The sequence below is a fragment of the Streptosporangium sp. NPDC000239 genome, assembly GCF_040300765.1.
Taxonomy (GTDB): domain Bacteria; phylum Actinomycetota; class Actinomycetes; order Streptosporangiales; family Streptosporangiaceae; genus Streptosporangium.
Map to the genome: position 1 here is coordinate 51355 of NZ_JBEPEI010000004.1, position 25197 is coordinate 76551.

The 25197-nt window shown below is 65.8% G+C and carries 21 protein-coding genes, 1 tRNA gene and 4 pseudogenes; 14 read left to right on the forward strand and 12 right to left on the reverse strand.

What is annotated here, in order from left to right:
• Positions 1 to 138: 138 nt before the first annotated feature.
• Positions 139 to 723 (reverse strand): hypothetical protein, encoded by a 585-nt coding sequence (locus ABT340_RS12355; protein ID WP_352010792.1) that lies wholly within the window; start codon positions 721 to 723, stop codon positions 139 to 141.
• A 146-nt stretch (positions 724 to 869) separates the two neighbouring features.
• Here ABT340_RS12355 and ABT340_RS12360 point away from each other — a divergent pair, with 146 nt between their 5' ends.
• Both ABT340_RS12360 and ABT340_RS12365 read left to right on the forward strand, forming a co-directional pair.
• Positions 870 to 1781 (forward strand): hypothetical protein, encoded by a 912-nt coding sequence (locus ABT340_RS12360; RefSeq protein ID WP_352010793.1) that lies wholly within the window; start codon positions 870 to 872, stop codon positions 1779 to 1781.
• A 492-nt stretch (positions 1782 to 2273) separates the two neighbouring features.
• Positions 2274 to 2585 (forward strand): hypothetical protein, encoded by a 312-nt coding sequence (locus ABT340_RS12365; protein WP_352010794.1) that lies wholly within the window; start codon positions 2274 to 2276, stop codon positions 2583 to 2585.
• A 72-nt stretch (positions 2586 to 2657) separates the two neighbouring features.
• Here the strand turns inward: ABT340_RS12365 and ABT340_RS12370 are convergent, their stop codons facing one another.
• The gene (locus ABT340_RS12370) at positions 2658 to 2858 is read right to left on the reverse strand and encodes a hypothetical protein (protein WP_352010795.1); all 201 of its coding nucleotides are present in this window, start codon (positions 2856 to 2858) and stop codon (positions 2658 to 2660) included.
• 445 nt (positions 2859 to 3303) lie between these two features.
• Between ABT340_RS12370 and ABT340_RS12375 the strand changes: the two genes are divergently transcribed.
• Positions 3304 to 6522, forward strand: coding sequence for an amidase domain-containing protein (locus ABT340_RS12375; protein WP_352011273.1), 3219 nt, complete (start codon positions 3304 to 3306; stop codon positions 6520 to 6522).
• A gap of 426 nt (positions 6523 to 6948) precedes the next feature.
• Here the strand turns inward: ABT340_RS12375 and ABT340_RS12380 are convergent.
• Positions 6949 to 7140 (reverse strand): annotated as a pseudogene (locus ABT340_RS12380) (transposase); the annotation flags it as partial.
• 115 nt (positions 7141 to 7255) lie between these two features.
• On the opposite strand from ABT340_RS12380, the gene ABT340_RS12385 reads away from it, so the two are divergent.
• Positions 7256 to 7951: a hypothetical protein gene (locus ABT340_RS12385; protein WP_352010796.1), complete on the forward strand. Its 696-nt coding sequence runs from the start codon at positions 7256 to 7258 to the stop codon at positions 7949 to 7951.
• A 136-nt stretch (positions 7952 to 8087) separates the two neighbouring features.
• Entirely contained in the window at positions 8088 to 8849 is a 762-nt protein-coding gene (locus ABT340_RS12390) for a class I SAM-dependent methyltransferase (RefSeq protein WP_352010797.1), read from the forward strand.
• Between the two features lie 299 nt (positions 8850 to 9148).
• Here ABT340_RS12390 and ABT340_RS12395 read toward each other — a convergent pair whose 3' ends face one another.
• A complete protein-coding gene (locus tag ABT340_RS12395; RefSeq protein ID WP_352010798.1) occupies positions 9149 to 10195 on the reverse strand; it encodes a methyltransferase in 1047 nt (348 codons plus the stop codon).
• 265 nt (positions 10196 to 10460) lie between these two features.
• Between ABT340_RS12395 and ABT340_RS12400 the strand changes: the two are divergent.
• A pseudogene (locus tag ABT340_RS12400) lies at positions 10461 to 10676 on the forward strand (transposase); the annotation flags it as partial.
• 302 nt (positions 10677 to 10978) lie between these two features.
• Entirely contained in the window at positions 10979 to 11290 is a 312-nt protein-coding gene (locus tag ABT340_RS12405; protein ID WP_352010799.1) for a DUF6355 family natural product biosynthesis protein, read from the forward strand.
• A gap of 254 nt (positions 11291 to 11544) precedes the next feature.
• On the opposite strand, the pseudogene ABT340_RS42450 reads toward ABT340_RS12405, so the two are convergent.
• The 5 genes and pseudogenes from ABT340_RS42450 to ABT340_RS12435 all read right to left on the reverse strand — a co-directional run bounded on the left by ABT340_RS42450 (position 11545) and on the right by ABT340_RS12435 (position 16382).
• Positions 11545 to 12606: pseudogene (locus ABT340_RS42450) on the reverse strand (IS630 family transposase).
• A 56-nt stretch (positions 12607 to 12662) separates the two neighbouring features.
• Positions 12663 to 13286, reverse strand: coding sequence for a S26 family signal peptidase (locus ABT340_RS12420; RefSeq protein ID WP_352010802.1), 624 nt, complete (start codon positions 13284 to 13286; stop codon positions 12663 to 12665).
• 49 nt (positions 13287 to 13335) lie between these two features.
• Positions 13336 to 15078 carry an ABC transporter ATP-binding protein gene (locus ABT340_RS12425; RefSeq protein ID WP_502992490.1) on the reverse strand — a complete coding sequence of 581 codons (1743 nt, stop codon included), beginning with the start codon at positions 15076 to 15078 and terminating at the stop codon, positions 13336 to 13338.
• A gap of 167 nt (positions 15079 to 15245) precedes the next feature.
• Positions 15246 to 15797, reverse strand: a complete 552-nt coding sequence (locus tag ABT340_RS12430) for a TlpA family protein disulfide reductase (protein WP_352010804.1) — start codon at positions 15795 to 15797, stop codon at positions 15246 to 15248.
• 39 nt (positions 15798 to 15836) lie between these two features.
• Entirely contained in the window at positions 15837 to 16382 is a 546-nt protein-coding gene (locus ABT340_RS12435) for a MauE/DoxX family redox-associated membrane protein (protein ID WP_352010805.1), read from the reverse strand.
• Positions 16383 to 17522: 1140 nt separating this feature from the next.
• Here ABT340_RS12435 and ABT340_RS42455 point away from each other — a divergent pair.
• Positions 17523 to 17862: pseudogene (locus ABT340_RS42455) on the forward strand (transposase); the annotation flags it as partial.
• 260 nt (positions 17863 to 18122) lie between these two features.
• Positions 18123 to 18542 carry a site-specific integrase gene (locus tag ABT340_RS12450; protein ID WP_352010808.1) on the forward strand — a complete coding sequence of 140 codons (420 nt, stop codon included), beginning with the start codon at positions 18123 to 18125 and terminating at the stop codon, positions 18540 to 18542.
• Positions 18543 to 18765: 223 nt separating this feature from the next.
• Here the strand turns inward: ABT340_RS12450 and ABT340_RS12455 are convergent.
• Positions 18766 to 18850 (reverse strand) — tRNA-Tyr (locus ABT340_RS12455).
• A 278-nt stretch (positions 18851 to 19128) separates the two neighbouring features.
• Between ABT340_RS12455 and ABT340_RS12460 the strand changes: the two genes are divergently transcribed.
• Positions 19129 to 19623 carry a YajQ family cyclic di-GMP-binding protein gene (locus ABT340_RS12460; protein WP_352010809.1) on the forward strand — a complete coding sequence of 165 codons (495 nt, stop codon included), beginning with the start codon at positions 19129 to 19131 and terminating at the stop codon, positions 19621 to 19623.
• Positions 19624 to 20084: 461 nt separating this feature from the next.
• On the opposite strand, the gene ABT340_RS12465 is transcribed toward ABT340_RS12460, so the two are convergent.
• On the reverse strand, positions 20085 to 20480 hold the full coding sequence (locus tag ABT340_RS12465; RefSeq protein ID WP_352010810.1) for a cupin domain-containing protein: 396 nt from the start codon (positions 20478 to 20480) through the stop codon (positions 20085 to 20087).
• 213 nt (positions 20481 to 20693) lie between these two features.
• On the opposite strand from ABT340_RS12465, the gene ABT340_RS12470 reads away from it, so the two are divergent.
• The 4 genes from ABT340_RS12470 (at position 20694) to ABT340_RS12485 (ending at position 24387) form a co-directional block, all read left to right on the forward strand.
• Positions 20694 to 21656 (forward strand): GlxA family transcriptional regulator, encoded by a 963-nt coding sequence (locus tag ABT340_RS12470; RefSeq protein WP_352010811.1) that lies wholly within the window; start codon positions 20694 to 20696, stop codon positions 21654 to 21656.
• 60 nt (positions 21657 to 21716) lie between these two features.
• Positions 21717 to 22724 (forward strand): hypothetical protein, encoded by a 1008-nt coding sequence (locus ABT340_RS12475; protein WP_352010812.1) that lies wholly within the window; start codon positions 21717 to 21719, stop codon positions 22722 to 22724.
• Between the two features lie 138 nt (positions 22725 to 22862).
• Positions 22863 to 23438 carry a pyridoxamine 5'-phosphate oxidase family protein gene (locus tag ABT340_RS12480; protein WP_352010813.1) on the forward strand — a complete coding sequence of 192 codons (576 nt, stop codon included), beginning with the start codon at positions 22863 to 22865 and terminating at the stop codon, positions 23436 to 23438.
• 79 nt (positions 23439 to 23517) lie between these two features.
• The gene (locus tag ABT340_RS12485; RefSeq protein ID WP_352010814.1) at positions 23518 to 24387 is read left to right on the forward strand and encodes a metallophosphoesterase; all 870 of its coding nucleotides are present in this window, start codon (positions 23518 to 23520) and stop codon (positions 24385 to 24387) included.
• Here the strand turns inward: ABT340_RS12485 and ABT340_RS12490 are convergent.
• Entirely contained in the window at positions 24359 to 25078 is a 720-nt protein-coding gene (locus tag ABT340_RS12490; RefSeq protein ID WP_352010815.1) for a GntR family transcriptional regulator, read from the reverse strand. The genes ABT340_RS12485 and ABT340_RS12490 overlap by 29 nt on opposite strands.
• Between the last annotated feature and the right edge of the window lie 119 nt (positions 25079 to 25197).

Consider the following 25197-nt stretch of genomic DNA (forward strand, 5'->3'; position numbering starts at 1 on the left):
CCCTCTCCTCTCGTTACCCACGGGGGGTATGTCGTCGTGTGGCATCAACATACCCCCCAGGGGTTCTATTTCCAAGTGCGGCGACGAATCTTCCGGGCGACGGAACCCGATCGGGGCGCACCGGCGGTCCCGGTCGCCTCAGCTCTGCCCGGAGACGTTCGCGCTTCCCTCCTGGCGTTTCGGGGGGAGCGCGGCGAGCACCTGCGGGATGCTCCTGCCCAGCACGACCCGCTCGTCCGCCGTCAGCTCCCACCTCCCGCACGACCGCGCCTCCTCCCCCCGGCAGACGATGTCCACGACCTCCCCGAGGACCGCCACACCGTTCTCGAACCGGCCCCCGACCACCGGATCGGCCCGCAGGCAGGCTTTCAGCACCTTCTGCTGCGCGGGCTCGGTGAGCATTTCGTGGATCACCTTGAGTGATCCGGAGTGGTAGGAGGAATACTCCGAATTCTCGACAAGTCCCCGGATCGCGTTCCATCCGGCGAGCAGAGGGACGGCGAAAGCGGTGTAGTTCTTTTTGCAGGCCTCCTGCCAGTCGTCCGGCGGCGTGTAGGCACCGGGATCGAAACCGGAGGGATAAAGGCCTTCGCCGCCGGCGCCTCCCGTCGGCGTGGCCGTCGCACTGCTCTTCACCTGCGCGGAGGAGGTCGGCGCCGAACCACAGGAGGTGAGAAACGCCCCGGCCATGACAACCGCGACAACGGTCCTGAGGGAATTCATCCCACAATCATGGCCAGGTGCCGATCGGAAAATCTCCCGTTCCAGCCGGAGGCTCTCTGTTACGAGCACCTTTCGCCGAAATTTCACCATATTTCCATACCTGGGTGGCTATGGTGCTCCTTGATCTAGATCACCGGAGCGTGGCGATGAACACGAGAGAGCCCGACTGGGCGTACGCGGCCAAGTCCCTCCTCAAGGTCCTGAGCGTCAGCGTCCTGCTGTTCCTGGCGCTCAACGCGGCCGAAGGACTCCTGGCGAGATACGTCGACCTCGACGACGAACGACTGGCCCAGGTGTACGGCACGGTCGCCCGCGTCGCGAACCCCGACAAACGCCTGTCGGACGGCTACAGCGACGGTGGAAGGCTGCTGGGTGCGACCTACACGTTGACCGGGGAACCGCGCCGGGCCGGTCATGACCAGCCCCAACAGGGGTACGAGATCACGGAGAACCTGTTCGGCACCATACGAGCCCCCTCTCTCTCCGGCCCCTCCGGCGCCCTGGGAGACGCGATCACCGCCGTGGAGACGAATCCCGGTGCCGACGACGCGCTCGCCGAGAAGACCCGCAAGACCGTGGACGCCCTCCCGAAGACGCTCGAAACCGTCGCGGTCGTGGAGTTCACCCACGCGATGACCACCGAACAGCTCATCGCCTTCAACCGGAAACACCGGATCTGCGCGGGAGCGGACGTCTCCTACGTCTACGACCCGTCCTTCTACGACGACTCCTCCTTCGTTCCCCGGACGAACGCGATCGTCTGGAACCGCGGCATGCTCCCCGGCAACAGCCCCACCTACCAGTGCGAGGCCGAACCCGCGACGGCACTGGCCGAGTTCCGCCGATGGACCGGGCTGCTCCACGAAACGGACGACTTCCAAGAATTCGGGCTGACCCCGTACCAGCTGACCGGAGCCGCCGAGGAAGGCGTCGTGCACGCCCTCCTCCTCGACCGCTGGAAACTCGCCGCCCTCCGCGAACTCCTCGACGACCCGGAGGTGAGAACGGCCCACCTGACCGACGCCGCCTTCGATCTGGGCTATCCGGATCAGACCTGACTCATTTGGTGAGACGGCGGTGGCGGACAAGCGGGCGGCACTGACTGAGATGCGGGACACCTGTAGACAGGTCGGCCAGGAAGCAGGAGCGGGATGGCGAGACGGCACAGTACGAGGACGAAGTAGTCGTAGGGCCGGGCGGCTGACGACCGATGAGGCGGGCGTGATCACGGGGGATGTCACGGTGGTCACCGAAGCCGACGGCGACCAGGACCCTGGTGCGGATGCAGTAATGGCATGTCCTGGCCGGTTCGCCCATCCAGTTCGAAGACCGGACCGTCGAGCAGGTGCCAGGCGGTGCCGAAAGCCGCCGAGGCCGGGCATGAGGGCGGCGTGACAGCCGACCAGGTGAGCAGCTGATTCGGTTCCGAGCCGACAGGCGCCGAAGCGGGACCATGCAGCCGAAATATGGAAATCCGAGAGCTCCCCGGCTCCGCTGATCGGTGCTCATCTGAAGGTGTTCTCCCACCCACCCGACCGAGGAGAGTCACCGTGAAGATCCGCCGATTACCTGCCGCGCTACTCGCGACGGCGCTGGGCGCCGCCGTTCTGGCCGGCGCCGCATCCGCATCCGCATCCGTCAACTACCAGACCGCCTCGGTCGGGAGCGCCGGAAGCCACGCCTTCGCTCCGCTGCCTCCGGACTGGTATTGGTCCAAGTGGTACGCGACGATGGACGACTGCCGGGCCGGCTGGCAGGATGCCGCCGAGCACGGCGATTTCACCGGGCTGGCCGGCTGCCGCTACTACGCCGGTGACCAGTACCGCCGGGCGGGCTTCTACTTCCTCATATACATCCCCTGAACCTGACGGGCGCGCCCCGGCCACCAGCGCGGGGCACGCCTCCCTGTCAGCCCTCCTCCCGTGCCGCCTCCTTCAACGCCTTCTCCCGGGCGCGACGCCGGCCTGTGCCGGCCCCCACTCGTCGCCGTTGAGCGCCTTGAAGGCCTCCATCCGGTCGGCGCGCAACCGGGCCGGCCTGGTGTGCTGCTCGTCGGTCGTCTCCGGGGAGGACGAGCAGCACAGCGTTGACTTCTTCGATCCGGCGGGCTCATGATCGCGGAGAAGTGCTCGCACGGGGACTCCACATGGACGCCGGCGAGCGCGATCGCCTCTGTCTTCCCGGGGCGTACGTTTTGGTCAGCCCGGCGGCGCGGACGGCGGCCGATCCGGTCACTGTGTCCTGCCCGGTCATGGTGAAAATCGTCGGAGCGGTGAGGTTGAGGGAGCATCGGCCGATGCACAGCCTCAGGACCCATGCGGGTGTGGACGAAAGATAACCGTCGGTAAAAATCCTGCCTCACCGCACTCTGAAGGCGTGGAATCCTGCCTCCACCTGCCGGGACGGCATGCCTCCGTCATCGATGTGCCTATCCGGCCTTATTCGCTCTCTTGACAAGTTGTTTCGTGCGGCGAAGACTCTTGGCGAAGGTATTCCAATTTACATGCTTCGGTGTTTTCTCCCGATTTATCATTCAACCTTTCGGCAGGTGGTCCCGTGTGGCGAAGAATCTTGGCGACGGTGTTCGCATTCAATGTACTTGCTTCATTGGTCATTATGGTGCCCGCCGTCCCGGCGGCAGCGTCCAACGAAATGCTGAACGAGGTTTTCCGCTACGACTTCAATGACGGTAAACTCGCCCCCGTAATCGACGTCACCGGCCAGAAGCACCACGGCACCGTCAAACCCGACACCACCGTGCTTCAGCTCGTCCCAGGCGAAAACGGTCGGCTCGCCGTCCAGTTCCCGTCCACCGGTTCGGCGCTCATCGAAGTAGGCGGCGCCGCCGTCCCCGCCGCCGGGGCGAGAACCTTCCGCTTCGGGGCAAGGATCCGGTTCGGCTCCGCGCCGGTGGCGGGGAAGCACACTGTGATCCAGCAGGGTTTCCCCAGCGCCTCCGACCAGTGGAAGCTGGACGTCGACGACGGAGTGGCCAGCTGCGTCGTCAAGATCGACGGTGGTGCCGAAGTCCGGGTCCAGGCAGGGACCATCGTGGACACGGCCTGGCACGACGTCGAATGCCGGAAGACCGGCACGACCCTAGCCGTCTACATCGGCAACGTGCTGAAGGGCAGCAAGCCTGTTCCGGGCGGTCTCGTCGACCAGCTCGGCAGTGGCCGACCGACGTTGGGCGGCATACCGAACTCGGCGGCCGACCAGTATCGCGGCTCGCTCGACGCGGTGTTCTTCGCCGTCGACAAGGAAACCACCCCGGATCCGGCTGGTGACCTCAGGGCCACACCGGCCGTGTCGAACACCTCGTGGGCGGATGTCGTCGCTACCACCACTCCCACGCTCACCGCCAAGGCCGTCGATCCTCACGGGCGTCCGCTGAAGCACTCGTTCGTGGTCATGCCCAAGGGCGGGAGCGACGTCGTGGCCAGCGGGGACGTTCCGGACGTTCCCTCAGGGGGCACGTCGTCATGGACGGTCCCCGCGGGTGTCCTTGAGAATGCGAAGTCTTACGACTTCAAGGTGAAGGTGAGCACCGGCAGCGACGTCAGTCTCTGGTCCGTCCGGCGCAAGTTCACCACCGATGCCGCGAACGTGCCCACTGACCTTGCCACAGGCCTTGAAGAACCGACCAGCCCGGTGCTGTCCGGTGTCGTCAGCAGGGTGTCCACCCGATCCATGACCGCTCGGTTCTACCTCTTCGACATCGACGGCAAGCCTGTCGGAGCCTCGCCACTCGGCGTGGCCACGGCCGAAGGGGGTCAGCGTGTCAGCCTTCGCGTCCCCGAGGGGCTTGTCGAGCAAGGGGGCGCCTACCGCTGGCAGATGGAGTCGTGCGCCGACGGAGGCGCGTGCAGCGCGCGTTCCGGTGCGATCGACTTCACCGTGCCTCGGCAACCGGAGTCGCCGGCCGAGCGGACCGTGACGCTGGGCAGGCAAACGATCACCTTCCGGGTGGCGTATTCGGCGCCGGACGCGTGCGGCGGCACGGCGTGTCAGCTGGCGGTGACGAATGACGCGCAACTGGGCGGTGGGGGCGCCTCCCGGAAGCTGACCCTGGTCACCATCGATCCGGCGTCGATTCCCGCAGGCGCGCAGATCACCTCCGCCACGGTGAACATGGGGAGCGCGCACTGCGCCGCCGGGTGCCCCGTCGACGCGAAGCTCAAGCTCCACGCGCTCAAGCAGCAACTTCCCGAGAACGCGACAGGCGCCGACGTCGTCCAGCAACTGGTGGAAGAACCCGAGGCCGAGTACGGATTCGGCGATGCCGCGCTCGACGTCACGCCCTTCGTCCAGGACTGGCACGCGACACCGGCCGACTCGGAGTTCCGTGACCCTGGTCTGGTCCTCATCGCGGATGATGGCGTGCCCGCGGCCTCGCTGGGGGAGGACGCCACCGTCCAGATCCGGTATGTGGCGCCCACGGCACCGGGAGCGATCACGAAGATCGACACCCGGCCCGGCGACGGCGGGGTGCTCCTGAACTGGTCCCAGCCCGACGACGTCGGCGCGGCCGTTCCTGTCGACGGCTACGACCTGCAGGTGATCGGAGCGGACGGCGGTGTCGTACGCACCGTCGACAGCGAAGGGCAGCGCGTCGTGGTCGGCGAACTGACCAACGGCACCGCCTATCGCTTCCGGGTACGCGCACGGACCACGTTCGGCAGCGGGCCGTGGGTCACCAGCGAGGTGACCACCCCGGCCGCCGTCCCCGGGGGCCCCGGGCAGTACCTCGATGCGGTGCGCGCCTACGTCCAGGCGCGTGCCGGGATCGCCGACGGTCAGTACACGACCGCTGACGACGCCCTGGCCGAGAGCCCGCAAGGTGAGACGGTGAACGCCGTGCTGAGCACGGTGGCCGACGACATCCCCCCACCCGCGCAGGAGAACAGCCAGACCACGAGGAACATCCGGCTGAGCGACACGCTCGTGTCGGTCACCTCGGCCGGGAAGATCACTGTTCGCGCGACCGTGAGCGCCGACCTGGTCTATCCCGCGCAGGACGCGGACACACCCACCGGTGGTGACTGGGAGGAGACCACCGACTACGTCTTCGAGCAGCGAACGCCGGCGGCGTCCTTGCACCTCCGGGCCCAGGCCGCGCAGACATCGGGCTATGAGATGACCCGGCAGCTCGGCGGTGACTATGTCGATGCCAAGGTCGAACCCTCCTCGTTCGAACTCAACGGCCTGACAGACGGGGAGGAGATCCCCGAACCGCCGGTGAGCACTGTCTCAGCGGCCCGGACACCCCGTGCCGGCGTGGTGTCCCAGAGCGCCGTGAACACCGGAGGAATGGTTCGTTGGGCCCACAAGCACGCCTATGACCGTTGGGAATACGGCCAGGACTGCACCAACTTCGTTTCCCGTGTCCTCAACCACGGCGGAGGGCTACGGATGTTCGGCAAATGGGATGGCTGGAAGCATCGGAAAAACAACAGGCTCTGGTATGAACGGTTCGATCACGATTCATACTCCTGGGCGGCGGTACGGCATAACTTTGACCACTTCTACAGCAAGCGGAGAAGAGCCACCGAAGTCCGCCTTTACGGTACCTGGCCCGAGGTCCGGGTCGGTGACATCATCTATTGGTTCAACCATCACAAGAAGTCCGCAGGCCAGGACCCATGGCGTCACGCGGCCGTTGTCACCAAAAAGGGGAGCCCCAATGTCGCCTGGGGAGGTGTCTTCATCACCCAGCACGGTCACACCAAGGGGCGGGACATCCCTCTGAAAAGGCCCGACAGCGGCGTCCAGTACATAATCCTCCGACCCCATTGGTGATGGTCTGAGGTACTCCTCAAGCTTCACCGGCGGCTCGTCGGACGAACTTGAGCGCAAGGATTCGCCGCCGGACGTCACTCGCGTGGCGTTCGACGGCGAATCGGCCGATGCATGGCGGAGAATCCTTCCCAGGCCCGCAACGGCGTAGAGGATCACCGGGACAGCCAGGACGGGGCCGACGAAGCCCTTCACCCCTCGCCGCGCGGCGGCCGGGTGGCGAGAGCGGCCTCGGCCGGGCTGAGCACGCCGCCGTCGAACAGGAAGTTGCTCAGAGGGGGCGTCCGTCCCGTTGGGCGGGGACGACGTGCGAGTGCGCTTCCCTGACCGGGCCGACGCCGAAGCGACCACAGTCGAGCACCTGGGCCCGGCCCTGGACCGGTTGCGTGCCGACCCCAGACACCGGCCTTCGATGAGGAGGCGGCGGTGAACGGTGGACGTGGAGACCCCGAAGCAGGGCGGCGACGCACGCCATGCGCACCCGCTGACCAGCACGTGAACGATCGCCGCGAACAGCGTCTCATCGGGCGTGTTCCGCGTCCCACCGCCCTGCGGGATCAGCGGCTTCGCGATCTCCCACAACCCGTCCGGAACAATCCAACTCCACGTACCCCGCCCCATGCCTCAACCAACAAGCCATCACCACATAGGACACGGTCTTAATGCCGATACCTTCAACAATCGCGCGACATATGCCATAAGAAGTGGACGGGGCTAACTTTGGAGGGAATGTCCGGTGAACGCTGACAACGGTTTGGGCGACGCGCTCCGGCGCTCCGTCGGAACACGCACCCGCCGCCGACTGGTCACGATCACCCTGCTGGCGGGCGTGGCGGCGGCCGTGGGCATGAGTAAGGCACCACCCGCAGGCCGGACGTTCGCCATGCTCACGGAAGCGGCGCAGAGCCTGATGTCGATCACGGTGCCGTTCCTGGGCGTACTGCTCACCCACGACCTGCGAAGAACACCTCGTACGGCACGGCTCGCCCCGACCCTGCTGGCGGCAACCCTGCTGGCCGCCGCCTTCGGCGTGTTCGGGGCCCTGACCTGCGCCCTGGCCCTCACCCTCACTCCGGCCGTCCCCGGAGCGAACCCCTGGCTCAACGTGGAGACTCTCGTCCTGGGCGGCGTGCTGGTACAGGTCGTGGCCCAGCTGACGGGTACGGCGCTGGGCCTGCTGCTACGGTCACCCGTGGTCGCCTGCCTCGGCACCATCGTGTTACCGATGGGCCTGTGGCTGGTGCTGCGCGCCAGTCCCGTCCAAGGTTGGCTGGCGCCGTACGCCACCGCCCGGAACCTGCTTTCCGGCCAGATGACCCCCCTGGCATGGCTGCAATGGGGCACCGTCCTCCTCATCTGGGGCGTAGGTCTCAACGCCGTCGGCGCGGCCCGGCTGAGGCGTCTGCCCGTCGGTTCCGGGAGCACGTCGTGAACGTGCCGCCGCGACTTCCCGACGAGTGGCTTTTCTCCATCGCTTTTCACTGTGCGATCAACGGCTTTCCAATACCCACGGTCCGACCGATACCGGAAGCGATCGTCAACATGAACCGGATAAAGATAATGAGGAGATGACCACCGAATCCCGCGCCCATTCGTTCAACGCGGCAGCCGCCCAGTACGAGGCGAGCCGTCCTTCGTACCCTCCCGCGCTCTTTGACTTCATTGAGGAATCACTGGGCCGTTCACTGGCGGGTGCCCGTGTCGCGGACATCGGCGCGGGAACGGGAATCGCGACCAGACTCCTGAGCGAGCGGGGCGCCGACGTGATCGCCGTCGAACCCGGTGAGGCGATGGTCACCGAGTTCCGCCGGACGCTCCCTGACGTGCCGGTCGTCCGGGGCGACGGCAACGCCCTGCCGCTGGCCGACTCCTCTCACGACCTCATCACGTACGCGCAGTCCTGGCAGTGGACCGACAGCGAGCGTTCTGTCCCGGAAACGCTGCGTGTCCTGCGCCCGGGTGGCGCGCTCGCCCTGTGGTGGAACACCAACGCCTTCGACATTCCGTGGATCCGCGCCCAGGACGAGCGCATCGCGCGTCACTGTGGAGTGCCCCCGCACCCTGTGACACGTCCCGACGACGGCGAGGCCATCCGGCTCACCGGTCTGACCGGCCTACGGGTCGTCCGCCGACTGCTCCGCTGGCAGCGGACGGTCTCCTTCGACACGCACCTCGCCAACATCGGCAGTCGCTCGGCGTTCCTCGTCCTCGACCAGGCCACGGCCCACGCCTTCTTCACCGAGGAGCGTCGACGCCTGCACGACGCCTTCCCCGACGAGACCCTGGAGGAGACCTACGTGGTCGATCTACTGGTGGCCACCCGTCCGTGACCTCCCAAAGGTGGGCCGCCTGTGACCGCACGAGTTGAAACCTGGGACGGCCCGGAGCGCTTCGAGCACCACCCTCCCCCCGCGACGTGCGGGATCCGGGAGAAGCTCGCCGACCGCTCCCGCCAGCCGGGAGACGGACCGACCGCCCCCCTGTCCGTACGACGGAGACACCTGGAACGCGTGCCGGTGCCCGTTGACGTCGTCGCTCAGGCAGATCGGCTCGACCCCGCGGGGCGGTGGCGGCGGGCAACCGCACAGGAGTTCTCACCCGCTCGCCGGAGGCTCGGCGCGGGCCGGGATCAGCCGTCCGGGTCCTTCGGAGTCGCCTCCACGACGGACAGGACGGTACCGGTGGGGACGACGCGGGACAGCCGCAGATCGGCCGCCTCGAAAAGCTGTGAGAACTCCTGCGCCGTGCGCTCACGACCGACGAGAGAGGCCATCAGCAGAAGGTCGACGAGCTTCGCCTGGTGCGGGGCGTTGCCGGGGGGAACGACCGCGTCGATGACCAGGATCCGCCCGCCCGGCCGCATCGCCGTACGGCAGTTGCGCAGAATGGCCACGCACTGGTCGTCCTCCCAGTCGTGCAGGATGCGCTTCAGCAGGTAGACGTCTCCTTTGGGGACCTCGGTGAAGAAGTCCCCCACGGCCAGTTCCCAGCGGCCACGGGTCTCCGCCACGTCCAGCAGGTGGTCTCGCAGGACGTGCTCGGCGTCGAAGAGCACGCCCCGCAGGCCGTCCCCCCGGCCCAGCACCTCCCGCAGCAGCCCGCCCTGGCCACCGCCGACGTCGACGACGACTCCCGATTCGGGGAATTCGCAGGCCGCGGCGATCGGCGCGTTCTCCTGGGCGGACATGGCCGCCATCCCATGGTGGAAGATGGCCGCCGTCGCCTGATCTTGTGCGAAATGGTCGAAGAACGGCATGCCGAAGATGTCGTCGAACGCCGGACCGCCCTGCTGCAGGCAGCGTTCCATCTCGCCGGCGGGTCGCCACATCGACTGGTCTGTGAGCATCAGTACGGCCGACCGCGCCGACAGGGGCGCGTCCGTGCGCAGCGCGTCCCCCGCAGGGGTGAGGCGGAACCGGCCGTCGTCCAACTCCTCGAAGATCCCGCGGGTCGCCGACACCCGCAGGGCCCGGTACAGGCTCTGCGCGTTGACACCCGTACGCCGGGCCAGGTCTTCGACGGTACGCGGACCGTCCGCGAGATGATCTGCCACGCCGGTCGCGGCCACGGCCCGCAGGGCGGCCGGGTAATAGAACATGAGCGCTTCGTCGATCAGGAAGGACGCCGACGTTCGGCCGTCGGCGGTCGCGCTGTCCTGTTCGTGGCGGCCTTCCATCGAGGTGCCTCCCCTGGTGGGATCTGCGTGTCCTTCGCCGGCGCGACGGAACACGCCGTCCGCCGACGCTGCGGTGTGGGACCTCGTTCGAGCCTATGGGCCTGCCGGATCTTCAACCATTGGTCCGGGGGGCGATATACGGCTGCACCACGAGTGAGCATAGTGTCGCGCGAGTCACCGTGGGTGCTCAACGATTTCCGGACAGTCAGGCGCATAACCTGACAGAGAGCCTGGAAGAGATAGGCACGCGACGCGACGTCGCAGGCGGTTCTCGCCCGAGTTCAAGGAGGAAGCCGCCCGCATGATGCTGGACGGCCCCCGCACGGTCGCCTCAGCGGCCCGCGAGTCCGGCATGAACCCCACCACCCTCGGTAGCCGGGTCAACATGCACAAAACCATCCACCCCTCGGCCGGCCGCACCGGCGTCCGCTGCGACAACGCGATGGCCGAATCGTTCTTCACCGCGATCAAAACCGAGTAGCCGGACCGGTTTGTCTTCTTAAAGACCAGCACCGACCGGCAAACCGCACATCGGCGACGGCTCCACCGTTGGCGCCGAGACAGGAACAGGCACCGATACCCGGTGAACGCCCTCATTGCCTGGGGTGCCGTCAAGCGAACCACCGCTCCGAAGACGTTAGTTCTCACAGGGCAGGGGCAACACGGCCGAGGGACTTTGGCAGAAAACCTTGACTGTTTGGCAGGAATCACGGTGGAGCAACCCAAATCCCACTGGATACTGTGGATGAAATTACGCACGACGCGAAGGGAAGTGAAATACGAATGCTTACCCGGATCCTCAAGACGGTTGGCGGCACGCTAGCCGCCCTGGCACTGACCACTGCTCCGGTATACGCCAACGCCATCACGACCGCCGGCGAATCGGGCGGCGCGGGGGCGCTCGTCGAATGCGGTTACGACGAGGTCGGCGGGAGTGCCTACTACACCCACTGCAACTCAGATGTCAATGTCCTTATCCGTGTCGAACGACACTGGGACCTGCCCGGATACGACCAGTGCGTACGTCCGGGGTCAACCTTCCTTGGCCTTACATACGAGATCAAGTTCGCGTGGTACAAGGGCGTTCTTTGCTGAACCGGTCATTGAGGTGATCTCAGCGAAATAGCTCGAACGACTGGATTTATTGGACGCGGACTTCCGGCCTTCGAGAGATATTACCGAAGGCCGGAAACAGGTACGGAGCCCGAGTCAGAAAAGGGTCGTCTTCACGGAGGGAAGGCTTACTGCCCGGTTGATGACGGCCTTGGAACGCATGGCCCCACTCGTACGCCTTGTCCACGTCGATGCCGTAGTTCTGGGCGACGATCACTGATCTTCAATTCGTGGTGTTACGACGACTTGAGGACCAGGCCGGTCCCTGCCAGGCAGCCGTCGATCAGATGCGGCCGGTACTGGATCTTCTTCAACCCGCGCTTGATCACGCGCACCAGGTGATCAACGCTTGTCGCGGCCAGGTTGGCCAGACCGCTGCGGTTCAGCAGCGACCAGAGGCCCTCCACCGCCCTTGAGATCCGGAGCATACGACGGCAGCTGGAAGATCCGCAGCCAGTCGGCGATGAAGCGCCGCATCCGCGGGCAGATGTGCCGGTTCGGCTTGTCCCGGACGAGCACGATCGGAGCACCGAGCCGCACATGGGCCATGACGATCAAGTCCCGGTAGTCGCGCCAGGTGAAGCTCGCCGCCTCGCCCTTGCGCCGCCGGTAGCGATGGATCCGGTAGATCAGCCGGAACCGTTGCCCGGGCCGGTAACAGGTTAGGCGGCGACCGAGGCCCTGCTCTCCCGGCGACCCGGCGCCCTCACCACCGGCGTCGCCCCGCGCCGTCCCCAGGCGCGGGCCATCGGTGACCTCATCGTCCGGCCGCACCCGTCTTCGAAGCAGACCCACGCCCCCAGGTCCGCCGCGGTGGTCCCACGGTCGGCCACACCTTGCGTCTTCCACGCCGCGATCGCCTCCTCGTCGCGCTCGACCACCCGGCGCGCCGGTACCTGACACGACCAGCCGTGCCGCCTGAGCAGCTTCCACACCCCCGGCAGGGAGTAGGTCAGGTGGAACATCCGGCCGATCACCCGCCGGATACGGGCCGGCGTCCAGCGCTGGTCGTCCCAGCCGTGCGCGACAGGTCCCTGTGTCAGCGCGGCCTCCAGCCGGGCGAACCGCGCCTCACCCAGCCTCGGCAGCGACGCCGGGCCCCTGGAGGCCAGGGCCGCGCCGCCACCGCGGGTCCAGGCGCGGCACCACCGGTTGGCCGACGTCCGCGTGACCCGCAGTTCCCTGGCCGCCTGCTCATCGGTGTAGCCGCGAGCAAACAGCTCGGCCGCGCGCAGCCGTATCTGCTGACGCTTGGCTCGTTGGACGGCGGTCAGCCCGCCGTCTTGCGCATACCGCATGACCTGGGCATACCGCAGCGACCCGGTACATTCACATGATCGCTGAACGTCACGAATTAAAGATCGGTAAGGACAACACCCAAAACTCTCTCCTGAGGGAAGTAACCAAAATACCGAGAATCGAAGCTGGCTTCTTCGTTATCGCCGAGGAGGAGCACCATTCCGGGCGGCACCCATGCCGCCCCCTCCCTCCCCAGACGATGAAGAAGCGCTGGAGGAACATGATCCCCCGGGACTGCGGCAACCCGCTTGATCATCCACCTTCGCCCTGAGATCTCGGCCTCTCCCGCATATGGGGATGGCGAAGGCAGAAGCCACCCCTCATCCGCCTCAGGCAGTTCCACAACGACCACGAGACCGGTTCTTGGCCTTGCCCGGCGGCGAACGATCACTCGATCACCTTCTCGATAGGTAGGCAGCATGCTGCTGCCCTCGATCGTCACCGAGATCAGCACACGACCGACCAGAAAGGAGGAGATCAAGATCAGTGCTAAGAATATCCCGAATAGGACGAAGGCCGCCGCCAGTGCATGTCGTTCCCACGCGAACAATGCAATGCCGCCACCCCAAAACAACACGGTACCGGTGATCAAAAACATCCGGGCAAGGTGCGGCCTTCTCCCGCCCGCCTCGGCTTTTTCCGGCGGCGCCATAGGAGCTGGAACGGCCTCATGGTCCATGCATTCATCCGATCTGTCGCATCCTAGCGACCAAGCGTTCCAGCAGAACTCAAAAAGGTCCCGGAGAACTCACCGAGACAGAAGAGGATTCCACGGTGGACTGATCCTGATAGCCGGACGCTTGTAGCGTGAACAAGCACGAGTATTCTCCGCCCAGATCCATGAGAGAATCATGATCTCCTTCTTCAACGATTTCGCCGGATGAGATCACAAAAATTCGATCGGCGGCACGAACGGTGTTCAAACGATGCGATATAAGCAGACTGGTTCGTCCGTGACGATGCTGAGCCAGCCTCGCATGCATCTCGAACTCGGCTATGGCGTCGAGACCGGCCGACGGTTCGTCAAGGATCATGAGATCGGGTGAGGAGCGAAGGAGACCTCGCGCGATGGCCAGGCGTTGCCACTGTCCTCCGGAGAGGACGACCCCGACCTGATCGTCCTTCTGTTCTGAGCCGGCGAAGAAGGCGCGTGTCAACAGCGTGCCGTATCCCTGCGGCAGGGAGACGAGGTCGTCATGAACACCGGCGAGCCTGGCGGCCTCCTCTATGCGCCGACGGTCGCCCGCAGCCGCCACGTCTCCCAGCTCTATGTTTTCAGCTGCGGTCATGTCGTAGCGCATATATTCTTGGAAAACTGCGACGACCCGTTCCCTGAGTTCACCCACGGCGACGTCTTTGATATCAACGCCGTCCCAAAGGATCACCCCCTTGCTGGGATCGTAGAACCTGCAGAGCAACTTCACGAGAGTTGACTTGCCAGAACCGTTCTGCCCGACCAGAGCGATACTTTTCCCATGGGGTATGAAAAGGTTCACTCCGCGCAGGATCCAGGGATGCTCTTCGGAGTAGCGGAACCATACGTCCCGGAACTCGATGCCGTCGCGCAGAGCCGGCAGCCTCTCGGAGGCAGACGCGGGCAGATCAGGGCGAGCGTTGACAACCTCGCTGTAGTTTCCGAACATCAGTAGGGCGTGGTGTATGCGAGAAAGTTCTCCGGCCAACGACACCAGGCTGCTCTGAAGGCTGGCGATCGCAGCGATGAACATCGTGATTCCGCCTACCGTAAGCGCCCCCCGGTAAGCGGAGTGGACCGCCCAGAGCACGCCCCCGCCAAAGACAACCGAAGCAAGAAAGGAAAGGCCGGACTGCACCAGGGCGTTCCGCCGGTCGACACCTCTCTTCACCGCATCGGCGGATCGGCGCTCCTTTTGCATTCGCTCACGGAGCAGCGGACCAATGCCGAACAGCCTTATTTCCTTCGCGGCCTCCACGGAAGAGAGGAGGTCGGCGTAGAAGAACTCCTTCCGTTCGACTGGACTGATCTCCAAGATCATGCGAGCACGGCGCCGCGACAACCATATCTCGACGCACAGCACCGGCACCCCGGATATCATCACCATCACGGTAAGTGTCGTATTGATCAGAAGGAGTGAGCCGAGGAAACCAGTAATGGTTATCGCGGACCGGATGACGCCCAGCAGACTGTCGACCACGCCGTTCGGCATGCCGCCGGCGTGGTGAGCCAGTCTTAGCTGGTCCAGGAAACGTGGATCCTCAAACTTTCCGATCCCGATGAAGCGCTCGACCGCGCAGAACAACTCGTGCTGGGCCATGAAGCTAACACAGCGGTCCATTTCAGCCCGCACATATTGCATCAAGTGCGGTAGAAGACCGGTAACGACGCTGACCGCGGCGAGGAGCACAGCCAGCGTCACGAGCGTATCGATCGGCGCGTTAAGCGCCAAATGGTCCAGCAGTTCCGTGGTGAGCCAGGCGATCCCCACAGGCATGGCTCCGGCTGCGAGAGTACAGAGGAGATAAACCGTAAGAAGCCCAGGCGCAGCTTTGGCGCTCAGTAGGGACGACGCCGTGAGACGATGAAGTCCTCCCAAAATTCTCAGCCTGTCAGATTTCCCGTTCATCATGTCCGCATCGCGGTCCGAGCCCTGAACAGGCTTCATGTACGCGCGACGGAGACCACGGAGAGGTCCACGTCCTCTTCGGTGACGATCAACCGTCCCGCCTCAGGACCGACTTTGACAAGGGTCGGGTACGCCAGGACCCTGAATGCCTTGCTGAGCGGTCCGTTCGTGGGCTCCAGAACGACTGTGGCCGCCCCGGAGAGCTCGGTGACGAATTTTTCAGCCGTCGCCATGTCGGAGCTGACCACCACCGCGACGGCGCCACGCGACCCTTCCGGCAGGGATCTGCAGTACTGGACGAATCGAGGAAGCTTTTCCTCGCAGGGTGCGCAGCCAGGGGAGAAAAACCCGACAAGCGTCTCACCGTCAATCGAGCCTCTACTGATCTCCCGCCCTTCCAGAGTCATAGCGGCGAAGTCCCCCACCTCTTCGCCGACGCCGATGGATGGCCTGACGTTCTCGCCCTGGCGCATCGTGGAGATCAGTTCCGTGTGCTCACGCAATCGTTTGATGACGCCGGCCATCAGAACGAGGTTGAGAAGAGTCACAAGGATCGCTACGGACGAAATACCAACTGCAAAGCTCACCGTTCCTCCTGAACGTTTCGGTTTCCATGTCTTGGTCACTCAGCCTCTGGGAGAACCCTCGATGGGCGCAAAGATCGTGAATATGTCATCAAGTCGCGTAACGACAAGGCCGCAGAGGGCACCCGCCAGGGCTACCACTCCTGCCTCGGGCAGGGTCGACGGATGGGTCGCGCTCAGCTCCGCCACTCCGGCGACCAGGGCGACCAGGGTGAGCGATGCGTTCCGTACGACATGACGACGGCCAAGGGCGGCCCTGGACGCACCGAAGCAGTGGCACTCGATCTCGGCTCCCCGGTGCAGCACAATCCACAGCGCGACGGTAAAGGTAGCCAGGAGTCCTACCGCGAGAGCGGCACCCAGCACCGAGGTGATTCGCGTCGGCGTGACAAGCAGCAGGGCGACGACGGTCTCAGCGGAGACAATGACCACACCGACCGGCTTCGAGAGGCGCGCATTCAAGAGGCCGGTGCGGCGAAGCATGTCAAGAAATTTATGGAAGTCACCCGGCCGGGACAGTTTACTTACCGAAGAAACGAGAAAGACAACGCCCAGCATGTATCTCATGGTGATGGCTACATACTCCACGGCAATCCCCCTATCGGATTCGCAGTCGAGCGCACACTATGAGTTAAATTGCAATTCTCCTTCAGAAGAAGGATTATGCATCGTTGATGACTCGTGTCAACCCGCCACTCGGCCGCACCGGACTTCAAAACTGCCGCCACCTCAGCTCCATGCTGACGCTCCGTCATACCGGTTGACCGAAACAATAAAAAATGATATTGAGCACACAGCACCAGAACCACATCGCGTCCCGAATAAAAAACCTTGACATAGCAGAAGGCGCATGTTTTAGCTGTTTACCATACGCACCATGCCATCCAGGCAGGTCAATCTCCAGAAGGGACGTGAGATTGGTGTTAAGCAAGATCGAAGCGATCGGGACGAGGCTCCTCGGCATGCTCGTTCCGCAGATCCAGGCGGGAGCGTGCGGCCCCGAGGAATGGAAGGTGTTCGCTTGCTGCTGGCAGTGTCAGGAACCCTGTAACCGCCACTCCAAGTGCGGAGCTTGGTGTCGCAGCGGTTGTGGCTGCGACAAGATCCTGTGCTACTGCGACGCCGGTGGATGCTGAGAGTCTTTCTATTAAGACCGTGTTTCTGATTCATGCGGCAGGCCTCCCCTTGCCGGGGTTCCGCCCTGAGGAATCGGCATGATATGCGGCGTGGAGTTCGATGCGCGATCTCCAACATGCGGAGCCGGCGCCGTTTGACGTCACCGCCTTGGGACACCTCCGACGGCGCGACCCCGTAGGGGACGAAAGCGGTGGGTGAATCGGTACGCGGCTGCGGGCCAGATAATGGTTTACGGAAAGCGGGTTTCCCATGCCGCGCAGCACGGTCAAGCTGAAACCGGACTCAGTAAACGCGGCGGAAAGCTCTTCATTCATGAATGGGATCCGCCGGTCTGGTCAGCAGGTCTCCGTGCGAAGCTCGCGTGTATCGACTCGGTGACATCTAGCGAGCCTGTCACGGCGGGTGGCCGACGTCCGGAACCACTCATCCCGGTTCATCGGCCACTCGATCTGATGGCACCGCCGATAGCATGTGGTTACTCATCTTTAATTCGTGATGTTCGGTAATCATATGAATGTGTTGGTTTGCTGCGGTATGCGCAAGGCGGCGGCCTGACCGCTGCACAACGAGCCAAGCGTGAACAGATACGGCTACCGGGACCTGATCGTCATGGACCATGTGCAGCTCGGCACGCCGATCGTCCTCGTCGGGGACAACCTCAACCGGCACGTCTGCCCGGACATGCGACGCTTCATCGCCGGCAACGCCGACTGGCTGCGGGTCTTCCAGCCACCCTTCTACGCTCCCGATCTCAAAGGCGGTGGAAGGCATCTGGTCGCTGCTGAACCGCAGCGGCCTGGCCAACCTCGCCACGGCGAACCTGGAGCATCTGGTACGTGCGATCAAGCGCGGGTTGAAGAAGATCCAGTACCGGCCGCATCTGATCGACGGCTGCCTGGCCGGGACCGGTCTGACTCTCAAGTCCTCGTAACTCCACGAATTAAAGGCCAATGAGACCGTTGACCCTCGCGTGGCGGTCAATCCGCGGCGGGCTCAGGAGCTCCTGACCATGGTCACCCACGTGGGCGGTCGCGGCCGGGGTCGCCGGCCATGGCGCTGTTCGCGTACATGTGTTACGCGGCCCTGCGCCCGGCCGAGGGCGGTCGGCCTGCGAGTGCAGGGCTGCCACCTCCCGCTCAAGGGCTGGGGGCGGCTGACGGTCGACGTCTCCCGTCTCGAGGTCGACACGCGGTGGACCGACAGCGGGGACTCAAGCATCGAGGGCGTGACGACGTACGGCCGGTACCGATCCCGCCGACGCTGGTCGAGATCCTCCGGGAGCACATCGCCGAGTACGGCACCGGCCAGGACGGGCGGCTCTTCCGGAGTGAGCGCGGCGGGGTGGTCGCCTCGACGGCCTACACCGAGGTCTGGCAGAAGGCCAGGAAGCTTGCTCTCACTCCTGCCCAGGTGGCCTCTCCCCTGGCGCGCAGGCCGTACGACCTGCGGCACGCGGCGGTGTCGCTGTGGCTCAACGCGGGTGTCCCCGCTCCCGAGGTGGCCGAGCGGGCCGGGCACAGCGTGGACGTCCTGCTGCGGGTCTACGCCAAGTGCCTCGACGGGCAGAAGGACGTGGCCAACCGGCGGATAGACGACGCACTGGCCGCCTGAGCTGCCTGCCGTACGACCAGGACCTCGGGGTCCTTTGGCGTTCCGGGGCCGATTCTCGCCCCGGCACTGCCCGGAAACCCCAGCTCCACCTGGGGAAATGCCTTCAAGATCATTGCACGTATGTCGGTGGAGCGGTGACATACGGCTGCTCCTGGCCGCGTACGGCCGCATGTCCCGGAAAAGCAAAAGAGCCCCTCGCGGGGCTCTGAGCTGCCGTTTTGGCTGGTGGCAGGTGCAGGACTTGAACCTGCGTAGGCTGAGCCGACGGTTTTACAGACCGCTCCCTTTGACCACTCGGGCAACCTGCCTTGTCCTCCGCCTGCGGCGGCGACAGGAAGAAGAATAGCGGACTTCCGGGTGTGACGTGACATCGGCGGAGACTGCCTACCGAAAGCCCGCCGTACCAGGACTTTTGCCGTCCGCGCCATGGGGGTACCGGCTGGGAACGAAGGGGATGACGGTTCACGTGGGGTGCTGGGCCCGGCGGTTTTCGACACCGTTGTCGTGGTGTTGGTGGTCACGTTCATCATGAGCCGACAGGTGAGGCGCTAGGGTCGGCAGGAGAGCTAGAGAGGACAGTCGACGCATGGCCGACAGCAGTTTTGACATCGTCAGCAAGATCGACCACCAGGAGGCCGACAACGCGCTGAACCAGACGGTCAAGGAGGTCGGGCACCGGTTTGACTTCAAGGGCACCGGCGCGACCATCGCTTGGTCGGGCGGGCAGAAAGCCATCGAGATCAAGGCCAACAGCGAGGAGCGCGCCAACGCCGTCCTTGACGTGTTCAAGGACAAGTTGATCAAGCGGGGGCTCTCCCTCAAGATCCTGGACGCCGGTGAGCCGAAGCTGTCCGGCAAGGAGTACCGGCTTGTGGTCACCCTCAAGGAGGGCATCGACCAGGAGTACGCCAAGAAGATCTCGAAGATCATCCGGGATGAGGGCCCCAAGGGCGTCAAGGCCCAGATCCAGGGTGACGAACTGCGGGTGAGCTCCAAGAAGAGGGACGAGCTCCAGGAGGTCATCGCCCTCCTCAAGGGCAAGGACCTGGAGATCGCGCTGCAGTTCACGAACTACCGATAGCGCCAACGGGTATGCCAGGGGCACACGGCCGAAGGCCTGTGCCCTGACCCGACGAAATCTCCGATCCGGCAGAACTCCGGCCCCACGGAGCCCCGCTTCGGCAAACCCCGGTCCGGCGGACCGGGACGCGCCCATCTGGACCGGTGTACGGCCTCAGCCGCGGGGAGATGGTGGCGCAGCCTCCGCGCATTTCCTCCGGAAAGAAACCCGGCGTGTCCGCAGAGAGGCCGCCGCGCCCTAAAGAGGTGTGGTGTGCGTCCACGATGACGAGGCCCCCGTACGGCGACCGTGTCCGTTCCCGGGAAGAAACGCCCGACGAGAAGCCTGGCGTGCGTCCACGGCGACGAGGCCCGAAGTGGAGCCCCCGTACGGCGCCCCGCCCTCCCCACGACGGCGGCCGTGTCCGTGTGATGCCGGCCCCCGAAGGTTGACGGTTCTGTGCGGCATCACGGGTCTTCTGGTCAGGTGCCGAGGGGGTGGCCCGTCGTGGCGTCGATGTGGGCGGGGATCTCGGTTGGCCGGTCACCGACCGACGAGGTCCCGGTCGGCTCGAACATGAGGATCGCGGCGCCGGTGGGTGCCGACGGCCGGTGCTCCGTACCACGGGGGACGGTGAACACCGAGCCGCGCGGGAGCCGTACCGTGCGTTCTCCGGTGGGTTCGCGCAGGCCGATGGTCAGTTCCCCGTCGAGCACCAGGAAGAACTCGTCGGTTTCCTGGTGGACGTGCCAGATGTGTTCGCCTTCGACCTTGGCGATCCGAACGTCGTAGTCGTTGACGTGCGTGACGACGCGGGGACTCCAGAGGGCGTCGAACGAGGTCAGGGCCTCGTCGAGGGCGATGGGTTCGTTGCTCACAGGTGAATCCTGGCCCACCGGTACGGCCGGGGCGAGTGCTAGGAATAGCACATGGCGCAAGAATCCTCGCACACAGAGCAGGCAGAGCAGCCAGCACGCACAACCTGCGAAGCGCACACAGAACAGGTGGCGCACACGGTTCGAGAAGCGCGCACGGAACAGGCGGTGCATACGGCCCGCGAAGCGCATACGGAGCAGGGCAAAAGACGAGCGGTGGGTGCGGGGGAGGCGCTGCACCGGGTTGTCGTGATCGTGGACGAGAACTCCAACCCGTTCGAGCTGGGGTGCGCGACCGAGGTCTTCGGTCTGCGCAGGCCGGAGCTCGGGCGTGACCTCTACGATTTTCGGCTGTGCTCGCCGGAGCCGCGTACGCCGATGCGGGACGGCTTCTTCACACTCACGGGCGTCGCGGGCCTTGAGGCGGCCGAGACGGCGGACACGTTGATCGTCCCCAACCGTCCCGACGTGGAGGTTCCCCGGCGGCCCGCCGTACTCGCGGCCATTCGGCGGGCGCACGCACGGGGCGCCCGGCTGGTCGGGTTCTGCAGTGGTGCCTTCACCCTTGCCGAGGCCGGGGTCCTCGACGGGCGACGGGCCACGGCGCACTGGCAGTGGGCGCACTCCTTCCGGTCCCGTTTCCCGTCGGTACGGTTGGAGACGGACGTGTTGTTCGTGGACGACGGCGACATCCTGACCGCCGCGGGGAGTTCGGCGGCGCTCGATCTCGGTCTGTACATCGTCCGGCTCGACCATGGCGCGGAGGTCGCCAACGCCGTGAGCAGGCGGCTCGTCTTCGCCGCGCACCGCGACGGTGGGCAGCGGCAGTTCGTGGAACGGCCGGTTCCCGACGTACCGGACGAGTCCCTGGCGCCCCTCCTGGCCTGGGCGCAGGAACGGCTGGACACCGCGCTCACGGTCTCCGACCTGGCGGCGCGGGCCTCGGTCAGTCAGGCGACGCTGCACCGCCGTTTCCGGGCGCAGCTGGGCACCACGCCGCTGGCCTGGCTCACCGGGGAACGGCTCGACGTGGCGTGCCGGATGATCGAGCGCGGCGAGTCGCGCTTCGAGGTGGTCGCGCGGCGCAGCGGGCTGGGAACCGCCGCCAACCTGCGCGCGTTGATGCGCCGCAGGATCGGGCTCACCCCGCTGGAGTACCGGAACCGGTGGTGTGGCTGATCCGTGACAGAACCTTTCGCCCGGAGGAGGCATCTACCTCGGTGACGAAAGGAAGACGCGATGTCCTCGATCCGCGGCCTGGCCGTACTCGCGCTCGGCACCGTGACAGCCACCGTGGTGGCCATGACCATGACCGTTCCCCCGGCGGAGGCCAGGACGGACGACCTGGTCCGGTACGCGTGGATCAAGAGCTGCGCCAAGGGAGACCACACGGTCCCCTGCGGGAAGTGGACGTTGACGCTGCGCAGCGGCAGGACCGTCAGGCTCGACGACGCGCGGGTCAATCCCCGGCGGGCCAACGGCACCGTGGACAAGGACGCGGGCACGACCTTCGCGGTCAGCGGTGACGGCCGGGTCGTGAACTACCTCAGGGGGGACGTCCTCGTCGTTCGTGACGTCACCAGTGGGAAGGTCGTCCCGCTGCCGGGAAGGGCCGCGACCCTGCCCAAGGGGCTCGACCAGGCCAGCGTGGACACCATGCTCTCCGAGGACGGATCGGCCGTCGTGATCGACTACCTCGACGAAGAGGAGCGACTGCCGTCCCTGCTCGTCGACCGTGAGAGCGGGAAGATCGCCACGCTTCCCGCGAAGATCAACGTGATGGGCTTCAGCCCGGACGGACGGCACGTGCTCACCAGCCGCTACACCGATGACAGCACCACCGAGTTCGTGATCTTCGACGGTGCGGGGCGGGTGACGGCCAGCCGGGTCGTGCCGCAGATCGTGGCCAACAACTCCCCGGTCGCGTTGGCGAACGACGGCACCACGACGGCGTTCGTCGTCACCGGGGCGATGACGAAGAAGGCTCGGCTGCACACCTACAGCCTGACCTCGGACACGGTCTCGGCGGCGGTACGGCTCGGCGTCTCGGTCAACGACGGCGCGCAGCGGCTCTCCTGGAACCCGGCGGGCACGCTGACGCTCTGGACGAGCTTCAGCGAGGCCCACGGCGGACAGGTCACCTCGGCGGCGAAACGTACGGTGAACGCGAGGACCGGCACCGTCCACACGGTGGACTCCTTCCCGATCAAGAACGCCCCGTGGAGCTGGTGGCTACCCGGCGAGTGATCCAACGCCTGGCCGATGCCCCAGGCCCGGCAATCGGCCCAGAGCCCGGCTGATGGGTCGAGGCCCGCTGATGGCCGGTGGTCTGGAACCCGGCGGGTGCGCCAAGGCTCGGCGGGTGGGAGGACATATCTTCTCTTCATGGGGAAAGTCCATGAAAAGCTCAGTGACCGGTTGCGTGCGTTCATCGAGGCGCAGCCGGTCTTCTTCGTCGCCACCGCTCCCGAGCAGGGTGGCCACGTCAACGTCTCCCCCAAGGGATACGCCGACACGTTCTCCGTGATCGACGACACCACCGTGGCCTACCTCGATCTGGACGGCAGCGGTGTGGAGACCATCGCCCACCTCCGCCAGAACGGGCGTATCACGATCATGTTCTGCGCCTTCTCCGGTCCTCCGAACATCCTTCGCCTGTACGGCACAGGCCGGGTCGTCACCCCCGGTGACGTCGAGTTCTCCGGGCTGCTCACGAGGTTCGGGTCGCATCCGGGTGTCCGGTCGATCATCGTCGTCGACTGTGAGCGCATCGCCGACTCCTGTGGTTTCTCGGTGCCGTTCATGTCGTTCGACAAGGACCGGGCGCTGCTCGACGAGTGGGCGGAGCGCAAGGACGTGCAGCAGCGACGGATCTACCGGGCGAAGAACAACCGGGAGAGCATCGACGGCATCGCCGGCCTGGCCCCCGAGGAGACGGACCCGGTCACCCAGCACTCCTGACCGGTGCGCCGCGAGCCGTACGGCCGTAATTCATATAGATGACCGGTCACGTTCAGTGGCGTGGACGACCGTTGTGGTCATGAAGCGTTACACCCTCATCCATCTCACCGACGTCCACGCCGTCGCCGACGGCCTGCTCCACGGCCACGTCGACTCGACCACGGCGTTCAGGAACGCGCTGGACACCGTGGTCGCCGCGGGGCAGCCCGTGGACGCGATCATCCTGTCCGGCGACATCGCCGACCAGGGGGACGAGCCCTCCTACCGGCTGGTCGCGCGGGCGCTGGAGAAGGCCGCCGGTGAGCTCGGCGCGGCCGTCGTGGTCGCGATGGGCAACCACGACGAGCGGGGCGCCTTCCGTTCGGCCCTCGTCAACGACCAGGCGGACGGCCGAGAAGGTGACCGGACAGGCGACCAGGTGGGCGGTGAGCCGTACGACGTGGTGACCTGGGTCGGCGGGTTGCGGATCGTGACGCTGGACAGCACCGTGCCCGGTGAGCACCACGGCGAACTGTCCGCCGACCAACTGGAGTGGCTGGCCTCGGTGCTGGCCGAGCCCGCGCCCGACGGAAGCGTGCTGGTGCTGCACCATCCGCCCATCCCCAGTGTGCTGCCGCTGATGGACGGGATCGGCCTGCGGGAGCCGGAGAGGCTGGCGCGGACGCTGACCGGCTCCGACGTACGGATCGTCCTCGCCGGGCACACGCACAGCGCGTCCGCGGGCACACTGGCGGGCATCCCCGTCTGGATCGGTCCCGGCGGGGCCTACGCCGCCGACACCATGGCGCCCGCGGGAAAGACCAGGGGCATACCGTCACAGGCCTTCAGCCGGGTGGACGTCACCGAGGACGGTGTGATCACCACGGTCGTCCCGATGACGTCGGCTCCCCCGGTCTACGAGCTGGACACCGAGGTGCTGCTCAGTCACCTGGCCGGTCATAGCGGGTGACGAAGGAGACGAGGTCGGCCCGGCAGCGCCGTTCGACGTGACACAGGGGCTCGTCGCCGTGCATGACGAGCCCCTCACGCACCAGTACGGCGGCGCCCGCGTCGAGCGCGAGGGCGGACTGGTCGGCGAGGTCGGCGAGGTCCGCCGAGATCGCGTGCCAGGTGTAGCGGTAGGAGACCCCACCGGCCTCCAGAGAGCCGAGCACGCCGAGTTCGGGGTCGCAGAGCAGGTCGGCGCGCTCCGGGTGGAGCCGGTAGCGGCTCAGCACACATGGCGCCCCCTCGGACCTGAGCAGGGTGGTGATCTCGTAGACCTCCTCACCCGCGACCCTCAGGTGCCGCGCCCCCGCCGGATGCTCGACGAGCCCCCGGCCGAGGATCTCCTCTCCCCCGGCGAAGACCGTCGCCAGCCCCTCCAGGTCGGCCCGCCGGTGCCTGCGGGTCACCGGGTCGATGGACACCTCGATCCGGCGCGGGACACGCCTGACGAAACTCCCCAGACCGTGCCGTGTCTCGACCAGCCCGGCCCTGCGCAGCTCGACCATGGCCTGCCTGGCGGTGAGCCGGTGCACGCCGAACCGCTCGGCGAGCGCGTCCTCGGTCGGCAACCGCTCACCGGGGGGCAGCTCACCGGACTCGATGCGCCGCCCGAGCTCACGGGCGATCGCGCGGTAGCGGGCTTCTCTGGGCATCTGGACAACTGTACGGCTCCCGCCTTCCCGGCCCCGCCGATGATCCAGGGATTGCCCGGCCGTTCATCGCGAATCCATCTTTTCGCCGCGTTCACGCAGGTCAGCCAGTCATATATATG